The following is a 19,189-nucleotide window of genomic DNA, read 5'->3' as shown; positions in this document are numbered from 1 at the left end:
GCTGCCGCTGCCGGCTCCGGCTCCGGGGAGTCCGGGGGCATCGGCTCGTCGACCGACGGCAGCTCGACCGAGGCGGACGGCGGCGCCGCAGCGGTCGACGGTGGGGCCGACCGCACTCAGATCCTTCCGATCATCTCGGACACATCCATCGGAGCGGGCGCGGCGGTTCGGGCTGTCCCGGCAGATGCCGAGGGTGGTCCGGCTCCGCTTGATTCCCTCAGCGAGAACGATGCTCCGGCTCCGGCCGACGATGCCACGCAGGTCATGCCGATCATCTCCAGCCGGGAGAAGCCTGCCCCGACCGCCGACCCGGACGATGCGGCGCCTTCCGACGCCGCGTTCCGGGCCTCGGCCGGTGACGATCCGTCCGGCACCAGTCCGCTGGTCACCACCGACGATGAGGTGACTCCGGTCAGCGCCAGTCCTCGGGCCACCACCGAGGACGAAGCGGGCGCCGGGGACGAGGCGCCGCACGTCAGTGCGGATTCCCCGGAATCCGCCGACGATGCCGCCACCCTGTCCGGGCCCCTGCCCGTCGCCGGAGGCGATGCGGAGGCGGGCAGCTCCGTGCCCGCCGGGCTTGGGGTCGAGGACCGCACTCAGGCTCTTCCGATCTATTCGGAGGGTTCCGCGCCGAGCGTGCCCGGGCTCGCACCCGCGCCCGGCGAGGAGGTGCCTCCGCTGTTCAGCGAAGCCGCCTCGGCGCACGCCTTCAACCGGCTCACCGAGGGGATGCCCACTCCGCTCTTCAGCGAGACGGCGGCCGCACACGGTTCTCCGCTCGAGGAGACCGGACCGCTCTCAGCCCGGACCGGCTCGGCCACCGACGTCTCGTTCGAGGATGGTTCCCTGGTCTCGGCCGCTCAGGACGCGCCGACCGCCCCGGCCGAGGACTTCTCGGTGGCGCACGCTCCCGGCAGCGAGGACTCGAACGCCGAGGCATCAGCGGACGATTCCGCAGATGTGAATGCGGAGCCGACTCCGGAACCCCGTTCGGACGCGACTTCAGAACCGCCTTCGGAGCCCGCGGCGCAGGCTGCCGAGCCGCTCGACAGCGACGCACTCTGGGCCCGGGTCGAGGCCACCCTGGCCGCCGGCGCCGAGGCGGTCGCCGCCGACCCGCCCGGGACCCGGCAGGCCGCCGATGTTTCCTCGTCGGAGACGCCGTCGCTCACCGAAGCGTCATCGCCTGCGGAGGAGTCATCGTCCGCAGGGAGCCAGGCGCTCTCCCCCGAGCCCGATCCGCTTGCCAAGCCGGCGGACGAAGGCTTCCAGGCCGTCCCGGTTGCCCCGGCGGACGAAGACCGCCAGGCCGACCCGGTCGCCCCGGCGGACGAAGACCTCCAGGCCGACCCGGTTGCCGCCGCGGACGGGTCCGACCCCGCAGGTGAGGCTGCTCCCGCCGCTGAGTCGGACGCTGCGACCCGGCGGGGCCCTTTCGGCCAGCCGGACCCCGAGAACGCTGCGGGACAGGCTGTACCGGCGGATCAGGGCGTTGCCGCGGACCAGGTGGTCCCGGCAGACCAGGTGGTTGCGGCACCCCACGCCGCCGAGGACGAGGCGGCTGACGCAGACCACGTGGTCGCTGCGGACCAGGATGCTTCGGCCGCCCGGACGGATCGGGACAAAACGGCGGCTGAGGACGTCCGGGCGGCGGGCGAGCCGGTGGCTGCGGTCCCGGTGGCTGCGGGCGAGCCGGTGGCTGCGGTCCCGGTGGCTGCGGGCGAGCCGGTGGCTGCGGTCCCGGTGGCTGACGTTGTTCCGGTCAGTGCGATTCCGGCCGAGGTCGCGGACGCGTTCACCTGGATGTCCGATCCCCGGATCGCCGGTATCGTCGGCAGCGCCGAGGCTCCGGCAGCCACTTCGGGTTCGGACTTTCCCTGGCTCGCCGACGCGGAGACCGAGCCGGCGGCTGCGGCCGACACCGCCGCCGGGCAAACCTCCATTACGGAGCCGGCAGCCGACGACCAGGCACCCGGCACCGACCCGGCCGCCGGACCCACCGCAGCGGCCACTGACCTCGCAGAACCGGCCGCCGACCTCGACGAACCGGCCGCTGACCTCACAGGGCCCGTCGCCGACCTCGACGAGCCAGTCGATGACCTCGACGAATCTGTCGCTGGTCGCACCGAACCGGTTGCCGGCGAGCAGGCCCGCATCGAGGTCATCCCTGAGCCTGCCACCAGCGAGCAGGCCGGCACGCCGGTTGCTCCGGAACCCGCCGCCGACCGCCTGCCAGCGACCACGGTCGCCGCGGAACCGGCCACTGACCCCCTGCCAGCGACCACGGACACTGCGGAACCGGCCGCTGACGACCTGCGGATCGACCCGGTCGCCGAGGAGCCGACCAGTGACGCGCTTTCGGCCGGCCTGGTTGTTCAGGATCCGGCCGGCGAAGCCGGCCTGGTGGCAGGTGCCCTTTCGACCGGACCGGCTTCGCCGGAACCGGCCGTCGCCGAGCAACCCGCGGCCCAGCGGCCGCGGACGCTCGACGACTGGCTCGGTGCCAGGTCCACCGAGCCTGCCGGGTCGGACCGTTCGTCGACGCCGGACGTTCCGGCCGAGCGAGCGAGCCGTCCGGCGACCCTTGGCGACTTCCCCGTGCCGGCTCGCCGGCGCGCCGAACCGGCGCCGATCGAGGAGCCGGCCGCCACGGCGGAATCCACCGGCATCACCGGCGAGGAGCCGGTCACCGCCCCGGAGCCCACCGATGCCACGAATGAGGTAGCGGCTGAGGACGGCGTGGCGGACGCCGAGGAACAGCCGGTATCGGCCGGGAGCTCTCACGCGCCGGGTCCCGAGACCGACGCATCCGCATCCGACGAGCGGGCCCCTGCTCCGGCGCTGCCCGCCACGCCCGGCACCACGCCGAGCGAGGAGGAACCCGAACGGGTGGCTTCGCGGGCCGCGGAAAGCGTGCCTACGGAGGTCGAACCGGAGACGTCACCGGCCGAGCCGGACAACACTGTGGAACGGGCTGAACCGGATGCCGCCCCGATGGTTCCCGAGTGGGCCGCTGAGGATGGTGACCACGCCGCGGACGAACCGGATCCGGCCGGTGCCGGGACCCCGGCGATCGCGCCGGTCAGTGCCCCGGCCTACGGCCGGCGACCGCAGACGCTGGGCGACCTCCCGCCGGTCAGTCCGGTGCCGGTCAGCTCCATTCCGGTCAGCTCCGTGCCGGTCAGCTCCGTGCCGGGACGACGGCCGCAGACGCTTGACGAGTGGCTGCACGGAAGCCGCCCGGAGAGCCTCGACGACAACCGCCCGGTCAGCTCCGGCGCACTCCGCCCGCAGAACCTCGACGACCTGCAAAGCGGCGACAACCGCCCGGTCAGCTCGGGCGCACTCCGCCCGCGGAACCTCGACGACCTGCAAGGCGGCGACAACCGCCCGGTCAGCTCCGGCGCGCCCCGCCCGCAGACCCTGGACGACTGGATGACCGGGGGAACCCCGCCGGCTCCGGTCCGGCGGCCGGCCACCCTGGCCGACCACGACCGGGCACGCCCGGCGAACGGCGGCCCCACCCGCAGCGGCACATCGGACGAGGGACCGGTCAACGGCGCTCCCTCGTCCGCCGACCGCTCGCAGGACCGGAACGAGGGCCGGGACCCAGTCGCGGACTGAACCACGAACCCCGATGCGCGCCCAGCACCCCTGGGCGCGCATCGCCTTTCCCGGCCGGTGCAGCGGACCTCGTGACGTTCCCGCGGGTAGGTGCGTTCTCCTGGTGGCCGGGGCCACCATGGGCGTACCGGAAAAGGACCGGGAGAGAAGAGCGGACGGTGACCGGGATCCTTTGCGGGACGCGCGCGGCGGCCGATAGGGGCGCAGCGTAATACAGTGCCTGGCGGCAACTGCGCCGACGAGGGAGAAGTAACGGATGACCGGCAGTGACCCGACCGTGGGCGTGGAACCGGACCGCATGGCGGTCTGTCTCGCCGTGCTGGCCGAGGCGGAGGCTCTGCCGCCGGAGCACCCGGACGCGGTGCGGTTACGGCGCGCGACCGCGGGCCTGTTCAAGAGCACCAAGATCCAGCGGCGCAAGGAGCGGCGGCAGGCGGTGCTCGCCAACGACAAGGCGGTGACCGCGGCGACCGCGACCGGCGCGCCGGGACGGATCGACGACGAGACCGCCGGGATCCCGCTGACCAGCGCGACCGTCGGGGCGACCGCCGGGGTGCTGAAGCAGGCGCGCGGCTGTTACGTGTGCAAGCAGCGCTACACCGTGGTGGACGCGTTCTATCACCAGCTCTGCCCGGACTGCGCGAAGCTGAACCACGAGCGCCGGGACGCGCGCACCGACCTGACCGGGCGGCGGGCGCTGCTCACCGGCGGCCGGGCGAAGATCGGCATGTACATCGCGCTGCGGCTGCTGCGCGACGGCGCGGATCTGACCATCACGACGCGGTTCCCGCACGACGCGGTGCGGCGGTTCACCGCGATGCCGGACAGCGCGGACTGGCTGCACCGGCTGCGGGTGGTCGGGATCGACCTGCGCGACCCGGCGCAGGTGGTCGGGCTGGCCGATTCGGTCGCGGCGCACGGCCCGCTGGACATCCTGGTCAACAACGCGGCACAGACGGTACGACGGACAGCCGGCTCCTACGCCGCGATCGCCGCCGCCGAGTCCCAGCCGCTGCCGTCCGGGCCGCTGCCCGAGCTGGAGTTCTTCGGCACCGTCGGCACGTCGCCGGCGGCCGCTCTGACCAGCGGCGTCAGCCAGCTCACCCCGCAGCAGATCACCGAGATGGCACTGACCGCGCGCTCGGTCGAGATCGACGCCGGCGGCCTGGTGCCGGACGTCACGCCGACGAACAGCTGGAGCGACCGGGTCCACGAGGTCGACCCGCTCGAGTTGCTCGAGGTGCAGCTGTGCAACGTGACGGCACCGTTCATCCTGGTCAGCCGCCTGCGGCCGGCCATGACGGCGTCGCCGTTCCCCCGGCGGTACATCGTGAACGTCTCCGCCATGGAGGGCATCTTCAAGCGCGGCTACAAGGGCGCCGGCCACCCGCACACCAACATGGCGAAGGCCGCGCTGAACATGCTGACCCGCACCAGCGCGGTCGACATGTTCGCCGACGGCATCCTGATGACCAGCGTCGACACCGGATGGATCACCGACGAGCGCCCGCATCCGACGAAGATGCGGCTGCACGAGGAGGGCTTCCACGCCCCGCTGGACCTGGTCGACGGCGCGGCCCGGGTGTACGACCCGATCGTGCGCGGCGAGCAGGGTGAGGACGTCTACGGCTGCTTCCTCAAGGACTACGTGCCCGTCGACTGGTGAAAAAAGGCCGCGGGCCACGTGTGTGGCCCGCGGTCCCATCGACAGAAGCCCCGATTACGGCTTCGGCCAGCCCTTCATGTCACCGTCGTGCTTGTCCGGACCGTCCTTGGGTCCGTCCTTCCAGTCCTTCGGACCCTTGGGGCCGCCCTTCGGACCGTCCCAGTCCTTCGGACCCTTCGGGCCGCCCTTCGGGCCGTCCCAGTCCTTCGGGCCGTGCCAGTCCTTCGGGCCGTGCCCGTGCTGGCCATGGCCCTTCACGTGGCCGTGCATCCCACGCACGTGGAACGACGTGCCCGCGTAGTCCGGCCGGTACGGCCAGTCCCCCGGCCACGGGCCGTCCCAGTTGTCCCACTCCCAGGAGTCCTCGTCCACGACCAGCTGGAACACCCAGCCGCGCCCGCTGTAACGGGTCGGGTCGCAGTCGTAGCCGTCCCAGGCGCCGTTGCGCTGACCGGTCCAGCCGGCCCGCTCGCACGACCATTCGGTGCGGTAGTAACCGACCACGTAGTTGTCATCCCAGTCCGACGCCTGGGTGGTCTTTCCACCGCCGGACGCCGACGTGGTCGTGGACGGGGCAGCTTGTGCCGGGCCCATGCCGATCATCGCGCCGGCAGCGATACCCATGCCGGCGAGCGCGAAGAAACGCTGTGCCTTGTTCATCTCACACACCTTATTTCGGACATAACGGCTTTGCGTCCTTAGCGCATCACGGCTGTCCGAGGCGTTTCAGCGTTTCCGGCTAACTAATCCGTTCGGCCGACCCCCGCGGGGTCCGAAAGGGCGCGGAATGCCGGGCGAAGAACCTCGTTTACGGGACGCCCGTGGTGGGTGAGGTCAGGCGGGTCGAGCTGATCGAGCAGCGCGTCGGAGCGCCCGCTGAAGGTCTCCTCGGGCGTCTCGCCGAGATCGAGCTCGCGGCCCCAGAATCCGTCCAGGTCGGCCGGATCGACAAGAGGGGTTTCCTCCTTTACCGGAGGTTTTTCCACGAGACCCTCGACCGCGGCCGACTCCCGCAGCCGCCGCAGCCGCATCAGCAGCTCGTCGCGGTGCCGCCCGCGCCAGGCGAACACCTCGAACGGGTCCTCCTGGAACAGCCGGGCCAGCGCGTAACAGGTCGCGGCCAGATGCGCGCACGGCATCGGCCAGCGCTCACACGAGCAGTCCATCGCCACCTCGTCGAGCGAGAGCGGCAGCAGGGTCAGGTCGGCCGCGGTGAAGACCGCCTCGATCCCGCCCGGCATCCGGCCGTCGAGCAGCCCGGCGACGAACCGGGCCTCCTTGACCAGGGCGGCCTCCACCCGGGCCCAGCCGGCCGCGCCGAACGCCCGGACCGCGATCCGGGAGCGGAACGCGGCCGGGTCCTCCGGGCCGCGGACCATGGCGACCGCCAGGCTGCTGGAGACGGTCAGGCTGCGGACGTGCCCGGCCCGCTCGTCGCGGCGGCCGCGCGCGAACGTCGGCCCCATCCGCAGGGACTCGAACATGCCCAGGAAAGCGGGCGCGAAGTCGGTGCGTGGCTCAGTCAACGATCGCCTCCGGTGCCAGTGCGAACAGGTCACGCAACTCGCTGGTGGACAGCGCGGTCAGCCAGCCCTCGCCGGAGCCGACCACCCGCTCGGCCAGCACGCCCTTGTCGGACAGCAGCTGGTCGATGCGCTCCTCCAGGGTGCCGAGACAGACCAGGGTGTGCACGTGCACGTCGCGGCGTTGCCCGATCCGGAACGCGCGGTCGCTGGCCTGGGCCTCGGTGGCCGGGTTCCACCAGCGGTCGACGTGCACCACGTGGTTGGCGGCGGTCAGGTTGAGCCCGGTGCCGCCGGCCTTCAGCGACAGCACGAACACCCCCGGCCGCTGCGCCTGCTGGAACTTCTCGACCATCGCGTCCCGGGCGCCGCGCGCGGTGCCGCCGTGCAGGAACGGCACGTCCACCCCGAAGCGCGCGGCCAGGTGCGGCGCGAGCATCCCGCCGAACTTGGCGAACTGGGTGAACACCAGCGCGCTCTCCCCACCGCCCAGAGCCCGGTCCACAATTTCCTCGAGCCGGTCGACCTTTCCGGACCGGCCGGGCAGCGGCGAACCGTCCTTGAGCAGCAGCGCCGGGTGCACGCAGACCTGTTTCAGCTTGGTCATCGCGGCCAGCACCAGGCCCTTGCGGCGGGTCTCCCCCGGCTCGCCGAGCCGGTCCAGCAGCTCGTCGAGCACGGCGCGATAGAGGCTGACCTGCTCGGTGGTCATCCCGCACAGGTGCCGGACGTGCCGTTTCGACGGCAGGTCACCGGCGATGCCGGGGTCGGCCTTGGTGCGCCGCAGCAGGAACGGCCGGGTCGCCTGCCGCAGCCGGGCGGCCGCCTCCTCGTCCTCGTACCGTTCGATCGGCACGGCGAACCGGGCCCGGAACGTGTGCGCCGAGGCCAGCCCGCCCGGATTGACGAAGTCCAGGATCGACCAGAGCTCGGCCAGCCGGTTCTCCACCGGGGTGCCGGTCAGCGCGATCCGGTTGCGGGCCGGGAAGTGCCGCACCGCCCGGGACGCCGCCCCCGCGCTGTTCTTGATGTGCTGCGCCTCGTCGAGCACCACCCGGTCCCAGTCGATCCCGGCCAGCGCGTCGGCGTCGAGCACCGCCGTGGCATACGTCGTCAGCACGAGGTCGGTGCCGGTGACGTCCAGGGTCCGGTCGGCGCCGTGCAGCACCCGCACCCGCAGCTCCGGCGCGAACCGCTCGGCCTCCCGCTGCCAATTGCCCAGCACCGACAGCGGGCAGATCAGCAGCGCCGGACCGTCCCGCCGGTGCAGCAGCAGGGTGAGCAGCTGAATCGTCTTGCCCAGCCCCATGTCGTCGGCCAGGCACGCGCCCAGCCCGAGCGAATCCATGAAGGCCAGCCAGGAGAAACCCCTTATTTGGTACGGCCTGAGCACCGCCGTCAACCCCGCGGGCGGCGCGAGCAGCTCCAGCCGCTCGTCCAGCTCCCCGCGCAGCAGGTCGGCCAGCCAGCCCTCGCCGCGCGCGTCGGTGACCGGCAGCGGCAGCTCCTCGGGCGGCAGCAGCCGGGTCACCCGCAGCGCGTCGCCAGCCGTCATGGTGCCGCCGCCCCGGGCCAGGAACGCCAGCCCGGCGGCGAGGCGCTCCGGGTCGAGAAAGACCCAGCGGCCGCGCAGCTTGACCAGCGGCACCTTGGCCCGGGACAGGTCGGCCAGGTCGTCCTCGGTGAGCGTCCGGCCGCCGAGCGCCAGCCCCCACCGGTAGTCGACGATGTCGCGCAGCCCGGTGGTGCGGTCCTTCAGCACCGGCGCGATCGGCTCCGGTGAGCGCACGTGCAGCGACAGCCCCAGCCCGGACCGGCGCCGCCACCAGGCCGGGAGCAGGACGCCGTACCCCGCCTCCTCGAGCAGCGCGGCGTGACTGAGGAAGCCGTGCGCGCCCTCGGTGTCCAGCAGCATCTCGGCCGGGTGCGCCTCGCGCAGCGCGTCACCGAGCGCCGGGTAGAGCCGCGTGGCCCGGCCCAGCCCGGCGAGCAGCCGCTCCTGCGGGAACGACGTCCACCGGCGCAGCGGGGCGAACCGGTCGCGCCACACGTCGGCGGCCGGGACCAGCACGCTCGGCTCGTCCGCGGCCTGCAGCAGGAACTCCAGCCGCCAGGCGCCCTCGGGCAGCTGCACGTCGCCGGGCAGCACCGGCTCGTGCTCCCGCGGGTCGCTGAGCCGGAAGCAGAGCCGGACCTCGGAACCCCGGGCGGCCTGCGCGAACCAGGCGTCCAGCGCCCCGATCAGCTCGTCGAGCCGCCCGGCCGGCGCGTCGAACTCGGGCTCACCGGTCAGCGCGCCGAGCCAGCCGTCGGCGGCCGGGGTCACCCCGGCCTCGACCAGCCGGGTGCGCACCAGGCCGTCGACGAGCCGGCCCAGCGCCACGGCCAGCAGGTCCTCCGGTGGCAACGCGCCGGTGACCGCCGGGACGGGCGCGGTGGACAGGCTGGTGCCCGGGCCGGGGGTCTCGGCGCGGCAGGCCGGCGGCATCCGCTCGAGCAGGGTGGCGTGCCGGGCCGCGTCCGCGCCGATCAGCACCGGCCGCCAATACGCCACCGGGCGCGGACCGTCCAGCCGCACGCCGGGCAGCACCCGCCCGCGCCGGACCAGGCTCGCGGCGAACCCGCACAGCTCGATCAGCCAGCGCACCCCGGGCGAGACCCGGCCGTCGAACTCGGCGGCCAGGTCGGCGTCGAGGAACGGCACGCCCACGGCCGGCACCCGCCAGGCCCGGGCCCGCCGCACCCCGCGCCGCGGTGGCAGCCCGACCTGCGGCGACGGCAGCGGGCCGGCCCCGGTCGACGGCAGGGTCAGCACGGCGGGCTCGCGCCGGTCGCCGAGCGGCAGACCGGCGGCGGGCACCGCGAACGGATGCCACGGCGCCGCCCGGCCCGCGCCGGCCGGGACCGCGATCGGCGTGCCGCTCTCGGCCCACAGGTTCAGCCCGCCGTCGGCGGAGACGAACCCGTGCAGGACACGGACGCCCGGCTCGACGGCTGGTTGTTCGACCACAGGCAGGGAGCTCGGCACCCGGAAGACTCTAGGCCGACCGTCCGACAGATTCCCGGACCACGGTCCCGCGCCACGGAACGAGGGCCGCTGTCCGGAAAGCGAACCAAGATCACCAATGGCCGGGTATCGATGCGGGACCACGGCGATCCGGACACCAAACCGTTCCGAAAACGATTCACGCGGGGACTGCCCCCGATCCGGGCAGGCGGGCATAATCGTGATCCGCCGGTCCGGGGCCGTATCGGCGTTACGGGCTGGGCCGGAGCGTCGGGGGAGGCGGTCACATGCGTACCCCGATCCTCGCCGACCTGGCCGTGCCGGTCCCGCTCACCGCGCCGGACACCTCGATGGGCGAGGTCGAGTCGGTCCTGCGCGGCCACCCCGAGCTGCTCGGCGTGGTCACCGCCGCGAACGATCACCTTTACCTGGTCGACCGCGGCTTCCTCGACATGGTGCTGGCCGGCCGGCTCGGGTACGGCCGCGCGCTGCTGCACCGCCGCCCGCTGCGCAGCCTGCTCCGCCAGCCGGCCCTGGTGCTCCCGGCCGGCACCGGCTGGGGTGACGCGGCCCGCGCCGCGATGGAGCGACCGGACCCGTTGAAGGCGATCCCGCTGGTGGTCATGTTCGACGACGGCACGGTGGGTGTCGCCCCGGTCGGCCCGCTGGTCGAGCACCTGAGCCTGCGCTACCAGGCGATGGCGCTCACCGACGACCTGACCGGCCTGGGCAACCGCCGCAGCCTGCTGGAACGCCCGGCCCCGTGCCACCGGGCCGCCGCCCTGGTGATCGACCTCAACCGGTTCAAGGAGATCAACGACTCGCTCGGCCACGCCGGTGGCGACGAGCTGCTGCGGTCCGTCTCGGTGGCGCTGGCCGCCGCGTGCGCGCCGGCCCAGGCGTTCCGGCTGGGTGGCGACGAGTTCGTGGTGTTCGCACCGGACCTGACGACCTGGCCCGGCGTCGAGCCGTCGGCGCCGGCCGCCGCGCCGCTCGCCGAGGCCGGGCACCGGCTGCTGCGGGCCATCGAGGGACCGTACGAGGTGGCCGGCGTCCCGATCACCGTCGAGGCGTCGATGGGCATCGCGGTCACCGACGGCCGGCCGCGCCCCGACGTGGACGACCTGGTGGCCCGGGCGGACGCCGCCATGTACGCCGCCAAGCGCGACCGCACCCAGGTCGAGCACTGGCACGCCGCGCTCTCCGCCGGGCACGCCGACCTCGGGATGGACACCCACCTGCGGACCGCGATCGGCAACCGGGAGCTGATCCTGCACTACCAGCCGCTGGTCGACGCGCACACCCGGGAGACCGTCTCGGTGGAGGCGCTGGTGCGCTGGTCCCATCCGCAGCGCGGGCTGCTCCCGCCGGGCGCCTTCCTGCCCCAGGCGGAGCGCTCCGACGTGATCCATCTGCTCACCGAGGCGGTGCTGGGTGACGCCGTCCGCCAGGCGGCGACCTGGCATCGGGCCGGCTGTGCCGTACCGGTGGCGGTGAACCTCGCGGCGCCGGTGCTGGCCTCGGACCGGATCGTCGCGACCATCGTGGCCCTGCTCGCCGAGACCGGCCTGCCGGCCGGGTCGCTGATCGTCGAGGTGACCGAGAGCGCGGTGATGACCCGCCCGGCCGAGAGCGCCGACCGGTTGCGGTCACTGCGGGAGATCGGCGTACGGGTGGCGATCGACGACTTCGGCACCGGCAACACGTCGCTGGGCCTGCTCACCCAGCTCCCGGTGGACGAGCTGAAACTGGACCGCTCGTTCGTCGCCCGGATCCACCACCCGCAGGACCGGGTGATCGTCGAGTCGGTGGCCCGGATGGCGAACGGCCTGGGCCTGACCCTGGTAGCCGAGGGCGTCGAGGACGAACACACCGCGGACACCCTGACCGCGCTCGGCTTCGACCTGCTGCAGGGCTACCACTTCGGCCGCCCGGAACCGGCCCTGGCCGCCACCGCCCCCGGCTGGAATCGCTGACCGACGGCCGATGTCGCCGCCAGGGTGACGACGATGCGAGCGATCGTGCTGACCGTCAGCGATCAGCCTCCAGCGTCCAGACGATCTCGGGTGGGCGGACCCTCGCGCAGCGCGGACCGCCCTCGTCGTCGGTCAGGCTGAGCCGGCCGACCAGCACCCCTCCGCCGGAGAAGGCGGCCCGCAGCAGTGCCGACGGGATGTCGCCGAACAGCAGTTTCGCCCGCCGGAACATGGCGAACTCACCGTCGTGCACCGCGCCCCAGCTCAGATACAGGAAACGGGCCCCGGGCCGGCCGTGCACCCAGGGGCCGCCGACGTCGAGCAGGTCGTCGACCTCACGGCCGTCCGCCTCCAGCTCCCAGACCGCGTGCGCCTCGGTCACCGGGACCCGCCCGACCACCTCGGCGCGCCGCTGAACGCCGACGTGCACGTTGTTCAGGCGCAGCTCGGAGGATTGGGGTAGGTCACGTCCCTCGATCCGGATCCGCATGCCGCCACCATAGAACCTGTAGTGTCGCGTGCCGTGACGACGGAGGAACTGGGCTGGGCGGTGACGATCCACCGGTTGTGGGCGTCCGTCGCGGCCATCACCTCCCGCGAGGAGCTGAGCGACCTGGTGCTGCCGCCACTGCTGCGGGTGCCCGGGGCGGTCGGTGCGTGGGGTCTGCGGCACACCACCGGCACCGAGATCACCGTGTACCGGTGGGCCGGGCTCCCGCTCGAGGGTGACGCCCGGCCGGTCGCGCTGGAGCTGGCCGTCGCGGGCGGCGTCCCGGACTCCCCGGCACGGGACTGGCTGGCCGAACGCGGCGTGCACGGCGTGGCCGTGTCCCGGTTCGACGGCGACGGCGAGGTCGGCGGGACGATGCTGGTCCTGCTCGGCCCGGACGGTGACCGGGATCGTGCGGCGCTCTGCCTGGACCAGGTCGCCGGCGTCACCCGGGAGGCGATCCGGCGACTCGCCGCGCACCGCGCCGAGCAGGCCCAGCAGGTCCGCGACGCGCTGCTGGCCGAGGCCTCGCTGCAGATGGACGCGGTGCTGGACCGGACGCAGACGCTGCGCCGGGTGGCCCGGATGGCGGTGCCGGCGATCGCCGAGGGCTGCCTGGTCTACCTCTACGAGGGCGGCCGGCCGGAGCTGCGCAGCGCCGTGCACATCGACATGCGGCGGCTGAACGCGCTGCTCGCCGACCCCGCGGTGGCCCGGCAGCTGACCGAGCTGGCCACCGAGGCGATCGCCGGCCGGGTGGTCCGCGCCGAGGGTGTCGTCCCCGGCAGCCGGATCGTCGACGCCCAGGTGCTGCGGGCCCGCGACCGCACCGCCGGCGTGCTGATCTTCATGTTCGAGCGTGACCCCCAGGACGTGCCGCCGCCGCGGTTCCTGCGCGACCTGTCGTACCGGGCCGCGCTCGCCCTGGACAACGGCGAGCTGTACGAGCAGCGCCGCCGCGAGGTGGTCACCATGCAGCAGCACCTGCTGCCCAGCCGGCTGCCGTCCGCGGCCGGGCTCGAGTTCGCCGCCTCCTACACGGTCGGCGACCGGGTGCTGGAGGTCGGCGGCGACTTCTACGACGTGGTGGTCCGCGCGGACGGCACGGTCGGCGCCCTGGTCGGCGACGTCTGCGGCCGGGGCGTGGACGCGGCCGCCCTGACCGGGATGGCCCGGCACACCCTCGGCGCCCTGCTGCAGGAGGGCCTGCCGCCGGTCCGGGCGCTGGCCCGGCTGAACACCTCGCTGCGCCGGGAGAAGTCGTGGCGGTTCCTGACCGCCGGGGTGGCCCTGCTCCGGGCCGAGGCCGGTGGCTTCGCCGTGCAGTGGCTGTCGTGCGGGCATCCGGCGCCGCTGATCCTGCGCCGCGGGCGGCCCGCCGAGTCCGGGCGCGGCGGTGGCGTGCCGGTCGGCGTGCTGCCCGAGGCCCGGGTCGGCCGGTCCCGGCTGCGGCTCGCCACCGGGGACACCCTGGTGATGTTCACCGACGGGCTCACCGAGAGCCGGGACGCGGACGGCCGGATGTTCGGCGACGTCGCGTTGTACGAGACCGTCGACAAGCTGCGGGACGTCCCGCTCGACACCCTGGTGCACGAGCTGAGCGCGGCCGCCGCCAGGTTCGGGGTCACCGGCGCCGACGACATCGCGGTCCTCGCGATCCGGGTGGAAGATCCAGCGAAAGGCCCCGCCGATGACCGGCTTTGATCTGATCCTGATCGTCGAGGACTCGGCCGAGGACGTCGAGGCCATCGAACGGGCGATCAGCCGGGCCCTCCCGGACCTGCGCCTGGAGTTCCTGCGCTCCGGCAGCGAGGTGCTCCCCCGGCTGACCACGCCCGGCGCGGAGCTGCCCGGCCTGATCCTGCTCGACCTGAACATGCCCGGCGAGGGCGGGCTCGCGGTGATCCAGCGGGTGCGCGCCGACCCGGCCCTGGACCAGCTCCGGATCGTGGTGTTCACCTCGTCGGAGGACCAGGCCGAGGCGGACGCCTGCTACGCCGCCGGCGCGGACAGCTACATCTTCAAGCCGATCAATTTCGGACTGTTCCAGACGGTGTTGCGCCAGACCCTGGACTACTGGCGGTCCCGCCCGAACGTCGCCCACATCGTCGTGCCGCCGCCCGGGGACTCGCCGGCCCAGATCTGACCGCCGTGCCGTTCGACGATCCGGCGCACGATGGCCAGCCCGGCGCCGGACCCGTCCTGCCCGCCCGGGTGCAGCCGCCGGAACAGCTCGAACGCCTCCTCGCGCAGGTGCTCGGGCATGCCGATGCCGTTGTCCCGGACGAACAGTGCCGGCTCCGGGTCGGCGCCGCCGGGCGGGACGGTCGCGGCGACCCCGATGCTGACCAGGCGCGGCGGGTCGGCCCGGGCGTACTTGGCCGCGTTCACCAGCAGGTTGACCAGGATCTCGTCGAGGAACACCGGGTCGGCGACGACCGGCGGCGGATCACCGGGCACCTCGACCTGGACGCCGGCGGTCTCCAGCCGCGGCCCGGCCGACTCCAGCGCGCGGGCCACCGCGGTGCGCAGGTCGACCGCCTCCCGCCGCAGGTCGACGCGGCCCAGCCGGGAGTAGTACAGCAACGCGTTGAGCAGCTCGTCCATCCGGGTGGCCAGCCGCTGGATGGACTCGAGGCGACGCTGGGTCAGCTCGTCCAGCCGCCCCTCGGTGTCCTCGGCGATGAACGTGGCGTAGTTCGCGATGCCGCGCAACGGCTCCTTCAGGTCGTGCGCGGCGGCGTGCGCGAACGAGTTCAGGTCGACGTTGCTGCGGGTCAGCTCGACGTTCAGCGCGGCCAGCTTGCGGGCCTGGGCCAGGGCTATCTCGGTCAGCGACCGGCCCAGCTCGGCGGCCATCGCCAGGTCGGTGGCCGACCACGGCATGCTCCGGCCGCGGACGGTGGCCAGGAACACCGCTGTCGACCCGCGCGGGGTGAGGCGCCGGCCGTTCGGGCCGAGGACCACCGGCGTGGCCGGGTCGGCGGCCCAGCGCCGGGCGACGGTCCGTTCGCCGCGCAGCCAGACCACGCAGTCGCCGGACGTACCGACCGGGAGCACCAGCGCGCCGGAGAGCTGCTCCGACCCGAGCCGGTCGCTGTGCCACAACTCCCCGGCCGGCACCCCGGCCAGCAGCTCCGCCACCGCCGCGGCCGGCACCGGCCCGGCCACCGTGATCACCCCGCCGAACCGGACGGCCACCGCGGCGCACTCGACGACCTGGTCCAGACCGGCCGGTGACCAGCCCGCCGTCAGATCCACCGAGGTCCGCTCCAGCAGCCGGGCGATGGTGATCCGGGACCGTTCCCGGACCGCCGACTCGTCCCGCTCCCGCAGCGCGGCCAGGTGCAGCGACAACGCCACCCCGAAGAACTCGCAGGCCGCCCGGACCGGCGGGCTGAGTGCCGTGACCGTCCGGCCGTGACAGGCGATCAGCCCCCACAGCCGGCCGTCGTCGAGCAGCGACACCGACATCGACGAGCTCACCGCGATGTTGCGGAGATATTCGAGGTGGAACGGCGACACCGTGCGCAGCACCGAGAGCGACAGGTCGAGCGGCTCGCCGGTGTCCGGCAGCACGTCCGGGACCAGCCGGGCGGTGGCGTCGGCGACGTCCGCGATCACCCGGATCCAGTTGCGTTCGTAGAGCTTGCGGGCCTGCGGCGGGATGTCGGTGGCCGGGAACCAGAGCCCGAGCCACGGCTCCCAGTCCTCCACCACGTCCTCGGCGATCACCTCGCCGGGCCCGTCGGCGGACTCGAAACGGTAGGTGACCACCCGGTCGTACCCGGTGATCGCCCGGATCTCGCGCACCGCGGCCCGCGTCGCCTCGGTGACCGTTCCGGCCCGCTGCAGCCGGATCAGCGCCTGCCGCACCGGCACCGAGAACGCTCCGAATTCGTCGACCGCGCCGGCGGCGTTCTCGAACTCCAGCACGAGCCGCTCCTCGGCCCGGTGCACGGTCACGTCGAACCGCCGCCCGTCCGGGGCCAGCCGCACCGGCATCATCGCGGTCTGCCCGGTGTCGGCGTCGGCAAGGGCGTGCAGCCGCGCGAGCTGTTCGCCGTCCAGCAGCCGCTCCACCGGCGCGCCGAGCAGCCCGTCCACGCCGAGAAGTGACTCGGCGTTCGCACTTGTCACCTCGATCGTCCCGGCCCGCACGGCGATCAGCGCACCGTGCGACTGGACACCGCCGAGACGGTGGATCGGCTCACGGACGCAGGCGGTGAGATCGAAGGTGGTCCCGGTCTCCCGCTCGGCGGCCGCAGCCCGCTCGGACAGCCACTCACTCATCCACCGACCCTACCGGCAGTCCGCTGGTCCGCTTCCGATCACCCGACCCACGGACCATCAAGATCAAGAGCTTGTTGTCCCAGGTGGGTGCCGGGTGCAGATCGCCGCTCCCGCGGGGGCCGGGCACGGCGATCTGGCCGCTGGCGCGTCCACACCGATCGCCGCACCCTTCATTGCCCGTGGGTGGTCCCGCTCACCCCAACCCCAAAACCGTGTGGGGATTTTGGGCGCGCTCCGCACCGAAAGTCCCCACACACAAGCCCACCAACCACAGCGTGGGGAGTTGCGGTCCGCACCGCACCGAAAGTCCCCACACACGAGCTGACCAACCACAACGTGGGGAGTTGCGGTGCGCACCGCACCGAAAGTCCCCACACACGGGCCTGCGTGGTTGCGGGTGTTGTCGAGAGTGTCTGGCGATATGGATGATTTGGGTGTTTTATTCTTATTGTCGGACCGGAGGTGGGAGGTCGGGTGGCGGAGGTCTATCGGAGCGCGCACGCGGGCGCCTCCATCGCGGTGTCCGAGAACGATCGCGGGGAGATGCTGCGCCGTGCCGGGCGGCCGGGTGCCGCGGAGGAGCACTTCGCCCGCGCGCTGGAAGCACTCGGCACGGTCACCGAGCCCGATCCCGGAACCCACTCGGCGATCCTCAACAATCTCGCGCTGACCGCCCACGAGCAGGGTGATCTCGCCAGGGCGAAGCGCTGCCTGGTCCGGTCCCTGGAGGTCGGCCCGCTGGTCGGCGACCCGATCGGCCGGGCGATCACCTTCGACAACCTGGGCGTCATCGAGGTCGAACTGGCCCGCCTCGCCGAGCTTCCCGCGACCACGGCCCGCCCGCCATCCGGCGTCTGGCTCCAACCCGGCGCCCGCCCCACCACCCCGCCGCTGCCTGACACCCGGCCCGGGGACGTCGGGCGGGCAGCACCCGGCGGACAACCGGAACCCGCTTCGCCTGAGCTCGACACCCAGCCGCTCAGCGACGCCCGGCCGGAGCCCGGCCGCTCCACGGGGACCGGCACGCCACCGGAGGCGAGCGCTCAGCCGCAGCGCAGCACCCTGCCGGATGCCGATGGTGAACCGGATTCGGATGGCCGGCGGGAGAGCGACGGCGAGCCGGCGCCGGATGACGGGCCGGAAGGCACATCCGCGGCGGACTGCCAGCTGGAGTCCGGCCCGGCGGCGTTCGGGGGGCGGCACGACAGCGGGGACGGGGCGGGGATCGATGTCGGGCTGGGAGCGGCGGTCGGGCGGCCGAGCCGGAGTCCGGTTCCGGAGACGCCGGTGCGGGTGGTGCCGGCCGCTCGGGCGCGGCCGGGCAGCCTCGCGGCAGTGCACCTGAACGAGGCCGAGACGCACTTCGCGGTGGCCGAGCGGCTGTTCCGGACAGTGCTGCCGGACGGGGTGGACGACTACCTGCGCTCGGTGCTGAACCGGGCCGACGCCACCGAGCTGCGCGGGGACGTCGAGCGGACCGACCGGCTGACCCGGCACGCCGCGGAGCTGGCCGCGCACCCGGGCATCACGCCGGACAACGCCCTGGAGGCGGTCACCATGCGCGGCGGCTTCCTGCACCGGCACCGGGACGACCCGCTCGCCGCCGTCGACCTGATGACCGCGCGGCTGCCCGCCCTGCTGCCGGACTGCCCGCCCGAGCGGAGTGCGACAGCCCTGACCGTGCTGCTCCGCGCCGCCGCGGCCACCGGCGACCCGGCCCTCGTCGACGATGTGACCACCCGGATCACCGAACTCGCCGCCACGAGCCGCCGACGCGACGGCGAACACGACCGCCGGACCGGAAGCCACGACGGCCGGGACGGCGACGGCCGTGGTGCTGCGGGAAAGCGGGCCGGCGCAAAGTCCACTCGCCCGGCGGGAACGGCGGCACGGCGTTAATGTGCGTTCATGGGAGCGGGCCGATGGCGGAGGGTCCGGCTTCCGCTGCCCGCCCTGCACACCGCGGTCACCGCACGCGTCTGGTCACCTGACCAGGACACCGATCGGTTGCTGCTGGCCCACGACGGGCCGGAGTACCAGCGTCGCGGCGGGCTGGCCGAGCACGCCGCGGGGGCCGGCTGCCACCTGGTGCTGCTGCCGCCGGGCCAGCGCGACGAGTGGTATTCGGCCTGTGACCCGTACGCCGAAGCTCTTGCCCTTGATGTTCTGCCCCGCCTGCGGTCCCGCCTCGGCGTGCATCGGGTCGTCGGCGCGGGTGTCAGCCTCGGCGCGCTCGCGATGCTGCACGCGCAACGGTGTCATCCGGCCGGGTTCGCCGGGCTCTTCCTGCAGTCCGGCAGTTTCTTCCAGCCGCGGCACGACCGGCAGGAGTTCGGGTTCCGGCGCTGGTCGCGGATCGTCCGGTACGTCCGCCGGGTGCTGACCACCGGCCGCGGCCCGGCCGTGCCCACCACGATGACCTGCGGCGCCGCCGAGGAGAACCTGGCGAACAACCGGGACATGGCGGTGGCGCTGCGCCGCCAGGGTTATCCGGTGAGGCTCGCGGTCGGCCCGGGCGGGCACGACTGGCCGGCCTGGCGCGCAGCACTGGACCCGCACCTGACCACCCTGCTGGGCGACGCCTGGCCGGAGCTCCGATGAGAGAAG

Annotated in this window: 12 protein-coding genes; 7 read left to right on the top strand and 5 right to left on the bottom strand. The window is 73.6% G+C overall.

All coding sequences use genetic code 11. From position 1 onward, the window contains the following. Nucleotides 1-264: 264 nt before the first annotated feature. Complete coding sequence (locus tag Apa02nite_RS32770; protein WP_203828484.1) at nucleotides 265-3,627, top strand: hypothetical protein; 3,363 nt, start codon at nucleotides 265-267, stop codon at nucleotides 3,625-3,627. A gap of 256 nt (nucleotides 3,628-3,883) precedes the next feature. Then, complete coding sequence (locus Apa02nite_RS32765) at nucleotides 3,884-5,293, top strand: SDR family NAD(P)-dependent oxidoreductase (protein ID WP_203828483.1); 1,410 nt, start codon at nucleotides 3,884-3,886, stop codon at nucleotides 5,291-5,293. A 54-nt stretch (nucleotides 5,294-5,347) separates the two neighbouring features. Here the strand turns inward: Apa02nite_RS32765 and Apa02nite_RS32760 are convergent, their stop codons facing one another. The 3 genes from Apa02nite_RS32760 to Apa02nite_RS32750 form a co-directional block, all read right to left on the bottom strand. Next, complete coding sequence (locus Apa02nite_RS32760; protein WP_203828482.1) at nucleotides 5,348-5,953, bottom strand: hypothetical protein; 606 nt, start codon at nucleotides 5,951-5,953, stop codon at nucleotides 5,348-5,350. Nucleotides 5,954-6,036: 83 nt separating this feature from the next. Further along, nucleotides 6,037-6,819, bottom strand: a complete 783-nt coding sequence (locus Apa02nite_RS32755; RefSeq protein ID WP_239164726.1) for an SWIM zinc finger family protein — start codon at nucleotides 6,817-6,819, stop codon at nucleotides 6,037-6,039. Then, nucleotides 6,812-9,844 (bottom strand): DEAD/DEAH box helicase, encoded by a 3,033-nt coding sequence (locus Apa02nite_RS32750; protein WP_239164725.1) that lies wholly within the window; start codon nucleotides 9,842-9,844, stop codon nucleotides 6,812-6,814. The genes Apa02nite_RS32755 and Apa02nite_RS32750 overlap by 8 nt, the downstream gene beginning before the upstream one ends. Nucleotides 9,845-10,110: 266 nt before the next feature. On the opposite strand from Apa02nite_RS32750, the gene Apa02nite_RS32745 reads away from it, so the two are divergent. Next, entirely contained in the window at nucleotides 10,111-11,799 is a 1,689-nt protein-coding gene (locus Apa02nite_RS32745; RefSeq protein ID WP_203828481.1) for a putative bifunctional diguanylate cyclase/phosphodiesterase, read from the top strand. A 55-nt stretch (nucleotides 11,800-11,854) separates the two neighbouring features. Here the strand turns inward: Apa02nite_RS32745 and Apa02nite_RS32740 are convergent, their stop codons facing one another. Then, on the bottom strand, nucleotides 11,855-12,289 hold the full coding sequence (locus Apa02nite_RS32740; protein WP_067700599.1) for a DUF5990 family protein: 435 nt from the start codon (nucleotides 12,287-12,289) through the stop codon (nucleotides 11,855-11,857). A gap of 33 nt (nucleotides 12,290-12,322) precedes the next feature. Between Apa02nite_RS32740 and Apa02nite_RS32735 the strand changes: the two genes are divergently transcribed. Then, the gene (locus Apa02nite_RS32735; protein ID WP_203828480.1) at nucleotides 12,323-13,993 is read left to right on the top strand and encodes a PP2C family protein-serine/threonine phosphatase; all 1,671 of its coding nucleotides are present in this window, start codon (nucleotides 12,323-12,325) and stop codon (nucleotides 13,991-13,993) included. Then, nucleotides 13,980-14,435, top strand: coding sequence for a response regulator (locus tag Apa02nite_RS32730; RefSeq protein WP_203828479.1), 456 nt, complete (start codon nucleotides 13,980-13,982; stop codon nucleotides 14,433-14,435). The genes Apa02nite_RS32735 and Apa02nite_RS32730 overlap by 14 nt, the downstream gene beginning before the upstream one ends. Here the strand turns inward: Apa02nite_RS32730 and Apa02nite_RS32725 are convergent. Beyond that, nucleotides 14,363-16,582, bottom strand: a complete 2,220-nt coding sequence (locus tag Apa02nite_RS32725; RefSeq protein ID WP_203828478.1) for an ATP-binding protein — start codon at nucleotides 16,580-16,582, stop codon at nucleotides 14,363-14,365. The genes Apa02nite_RS32730 and Apa02nite_RS32725 overlap by 73 nt on opposite strands. A 474-nt stretch (nucleotides 16,583-17,056) precedes the next feature. Here Apa02nite_RS32725 and Apa02nite_RS32720 point away from each other — a divergent pair, with 474 nt between their 5' ends. Next, on the top strand, nucleotides 17,057-18,481 hold the full coding sequence (locus tag Apa02nite_RS32720) for a tetratricopeptide repeat protein (RefSeq protein WP_203828477.1): 1,425 nt from the start codon (nucleotides 17,057-17,059) through the stop codon (nucleotides 18,479-18,481). A gap of 9 nt (nucleotides 18,482-18,490) precedes the next feature. After that, nucleotides 18,491-19,183, top strand: a complete 693-nt coding sequence (locus Apa02nite_RS32715; RefSeq protein WP_203828476.1) for an alpha/beta hydrolase — start codon at nucleotides 18,491-18,493, stop codon at nucleotides 19,181-19,183. The last annotated feature ends 6 nt before the right edge of the window (nucleotides 19,184-19,189 follow it).

This window comes from Actinoplanes palleronii (genome assembly GCF_016862315.1).
In the GTDB taxonomy this organism is placed as follows: Bacteria; Actinomycetota; Actinomycetes; order Mycobacteriales; family Micromonosporaceae; genus Actinoplanes; species Actinoplanes palleronii.
This window is presented reverse-complemented; position numbering and strand designations above follow the sequence as displayed.

Excerpts from the sequence above, each read along its gene's own strand:
- Apa02nite_RS32770 (WP_203828484.1), top strand. The coding sequence starts at position 265 with ATGCCGATCATCTCCAGCCGGGAGAAGCCTGCCCCGACCGCCGACCCG.
- Apa02nite_RS32765 (WP_203828483.1), top strand. The coding sequence starts at position 3,884 with ATGACCGGCAGTGACCCGACCGTGGGCGTGGAACCGGACCGCATGGCG.
- Apa02nite_RS32760 (WP_203828482.1), bottom strand. The coding sequence starts at position 5,953 with ATGAACAAGGCACAGCGTTTCTTCGCGCTCGCCGGCATGGGTATCGCT.
- Apa02nite_RS32745 (WP_203828481.1), top strand. The coding sequence starts at position 10,111 with ATGCGTACCCCGATCCTCGCCGACCTGGCCGTGCCGGTCCCGCTCACC.
- Apa02nite_RS32740 (WP_067700599.1), bottom strand. The coding sequence starts at position 12,289 with ATGCGGATCCGGATCGAGGGACGTGACCTACCCCAATCCTCCGAGCTG.
- Apa02nite_RS32730 (WP_203828479.1), top strand. The coding sequence starts at position 13,980 with ATGACCGGCTTTGATCTGATCCTGATCGTCGAGGACTCGGCCGAGGAC.
- Apa02nite_RS32725 (WP_203828478.1), bottom strand. The coding sequence starts at position 16,582 with ATGAGTGAGTGGCTGTCCGAGCGGGCTGCGGCCGCCGAGCGGGAGACC.
- Apa02nite_RS32715 (WP_203828476.1), top strand. The coding sequence starts at position 18,491 with ATGGGAGCGGGCCGATGGCGGAGGGTCCGGCTTCCGCTGCCCGCCCTG.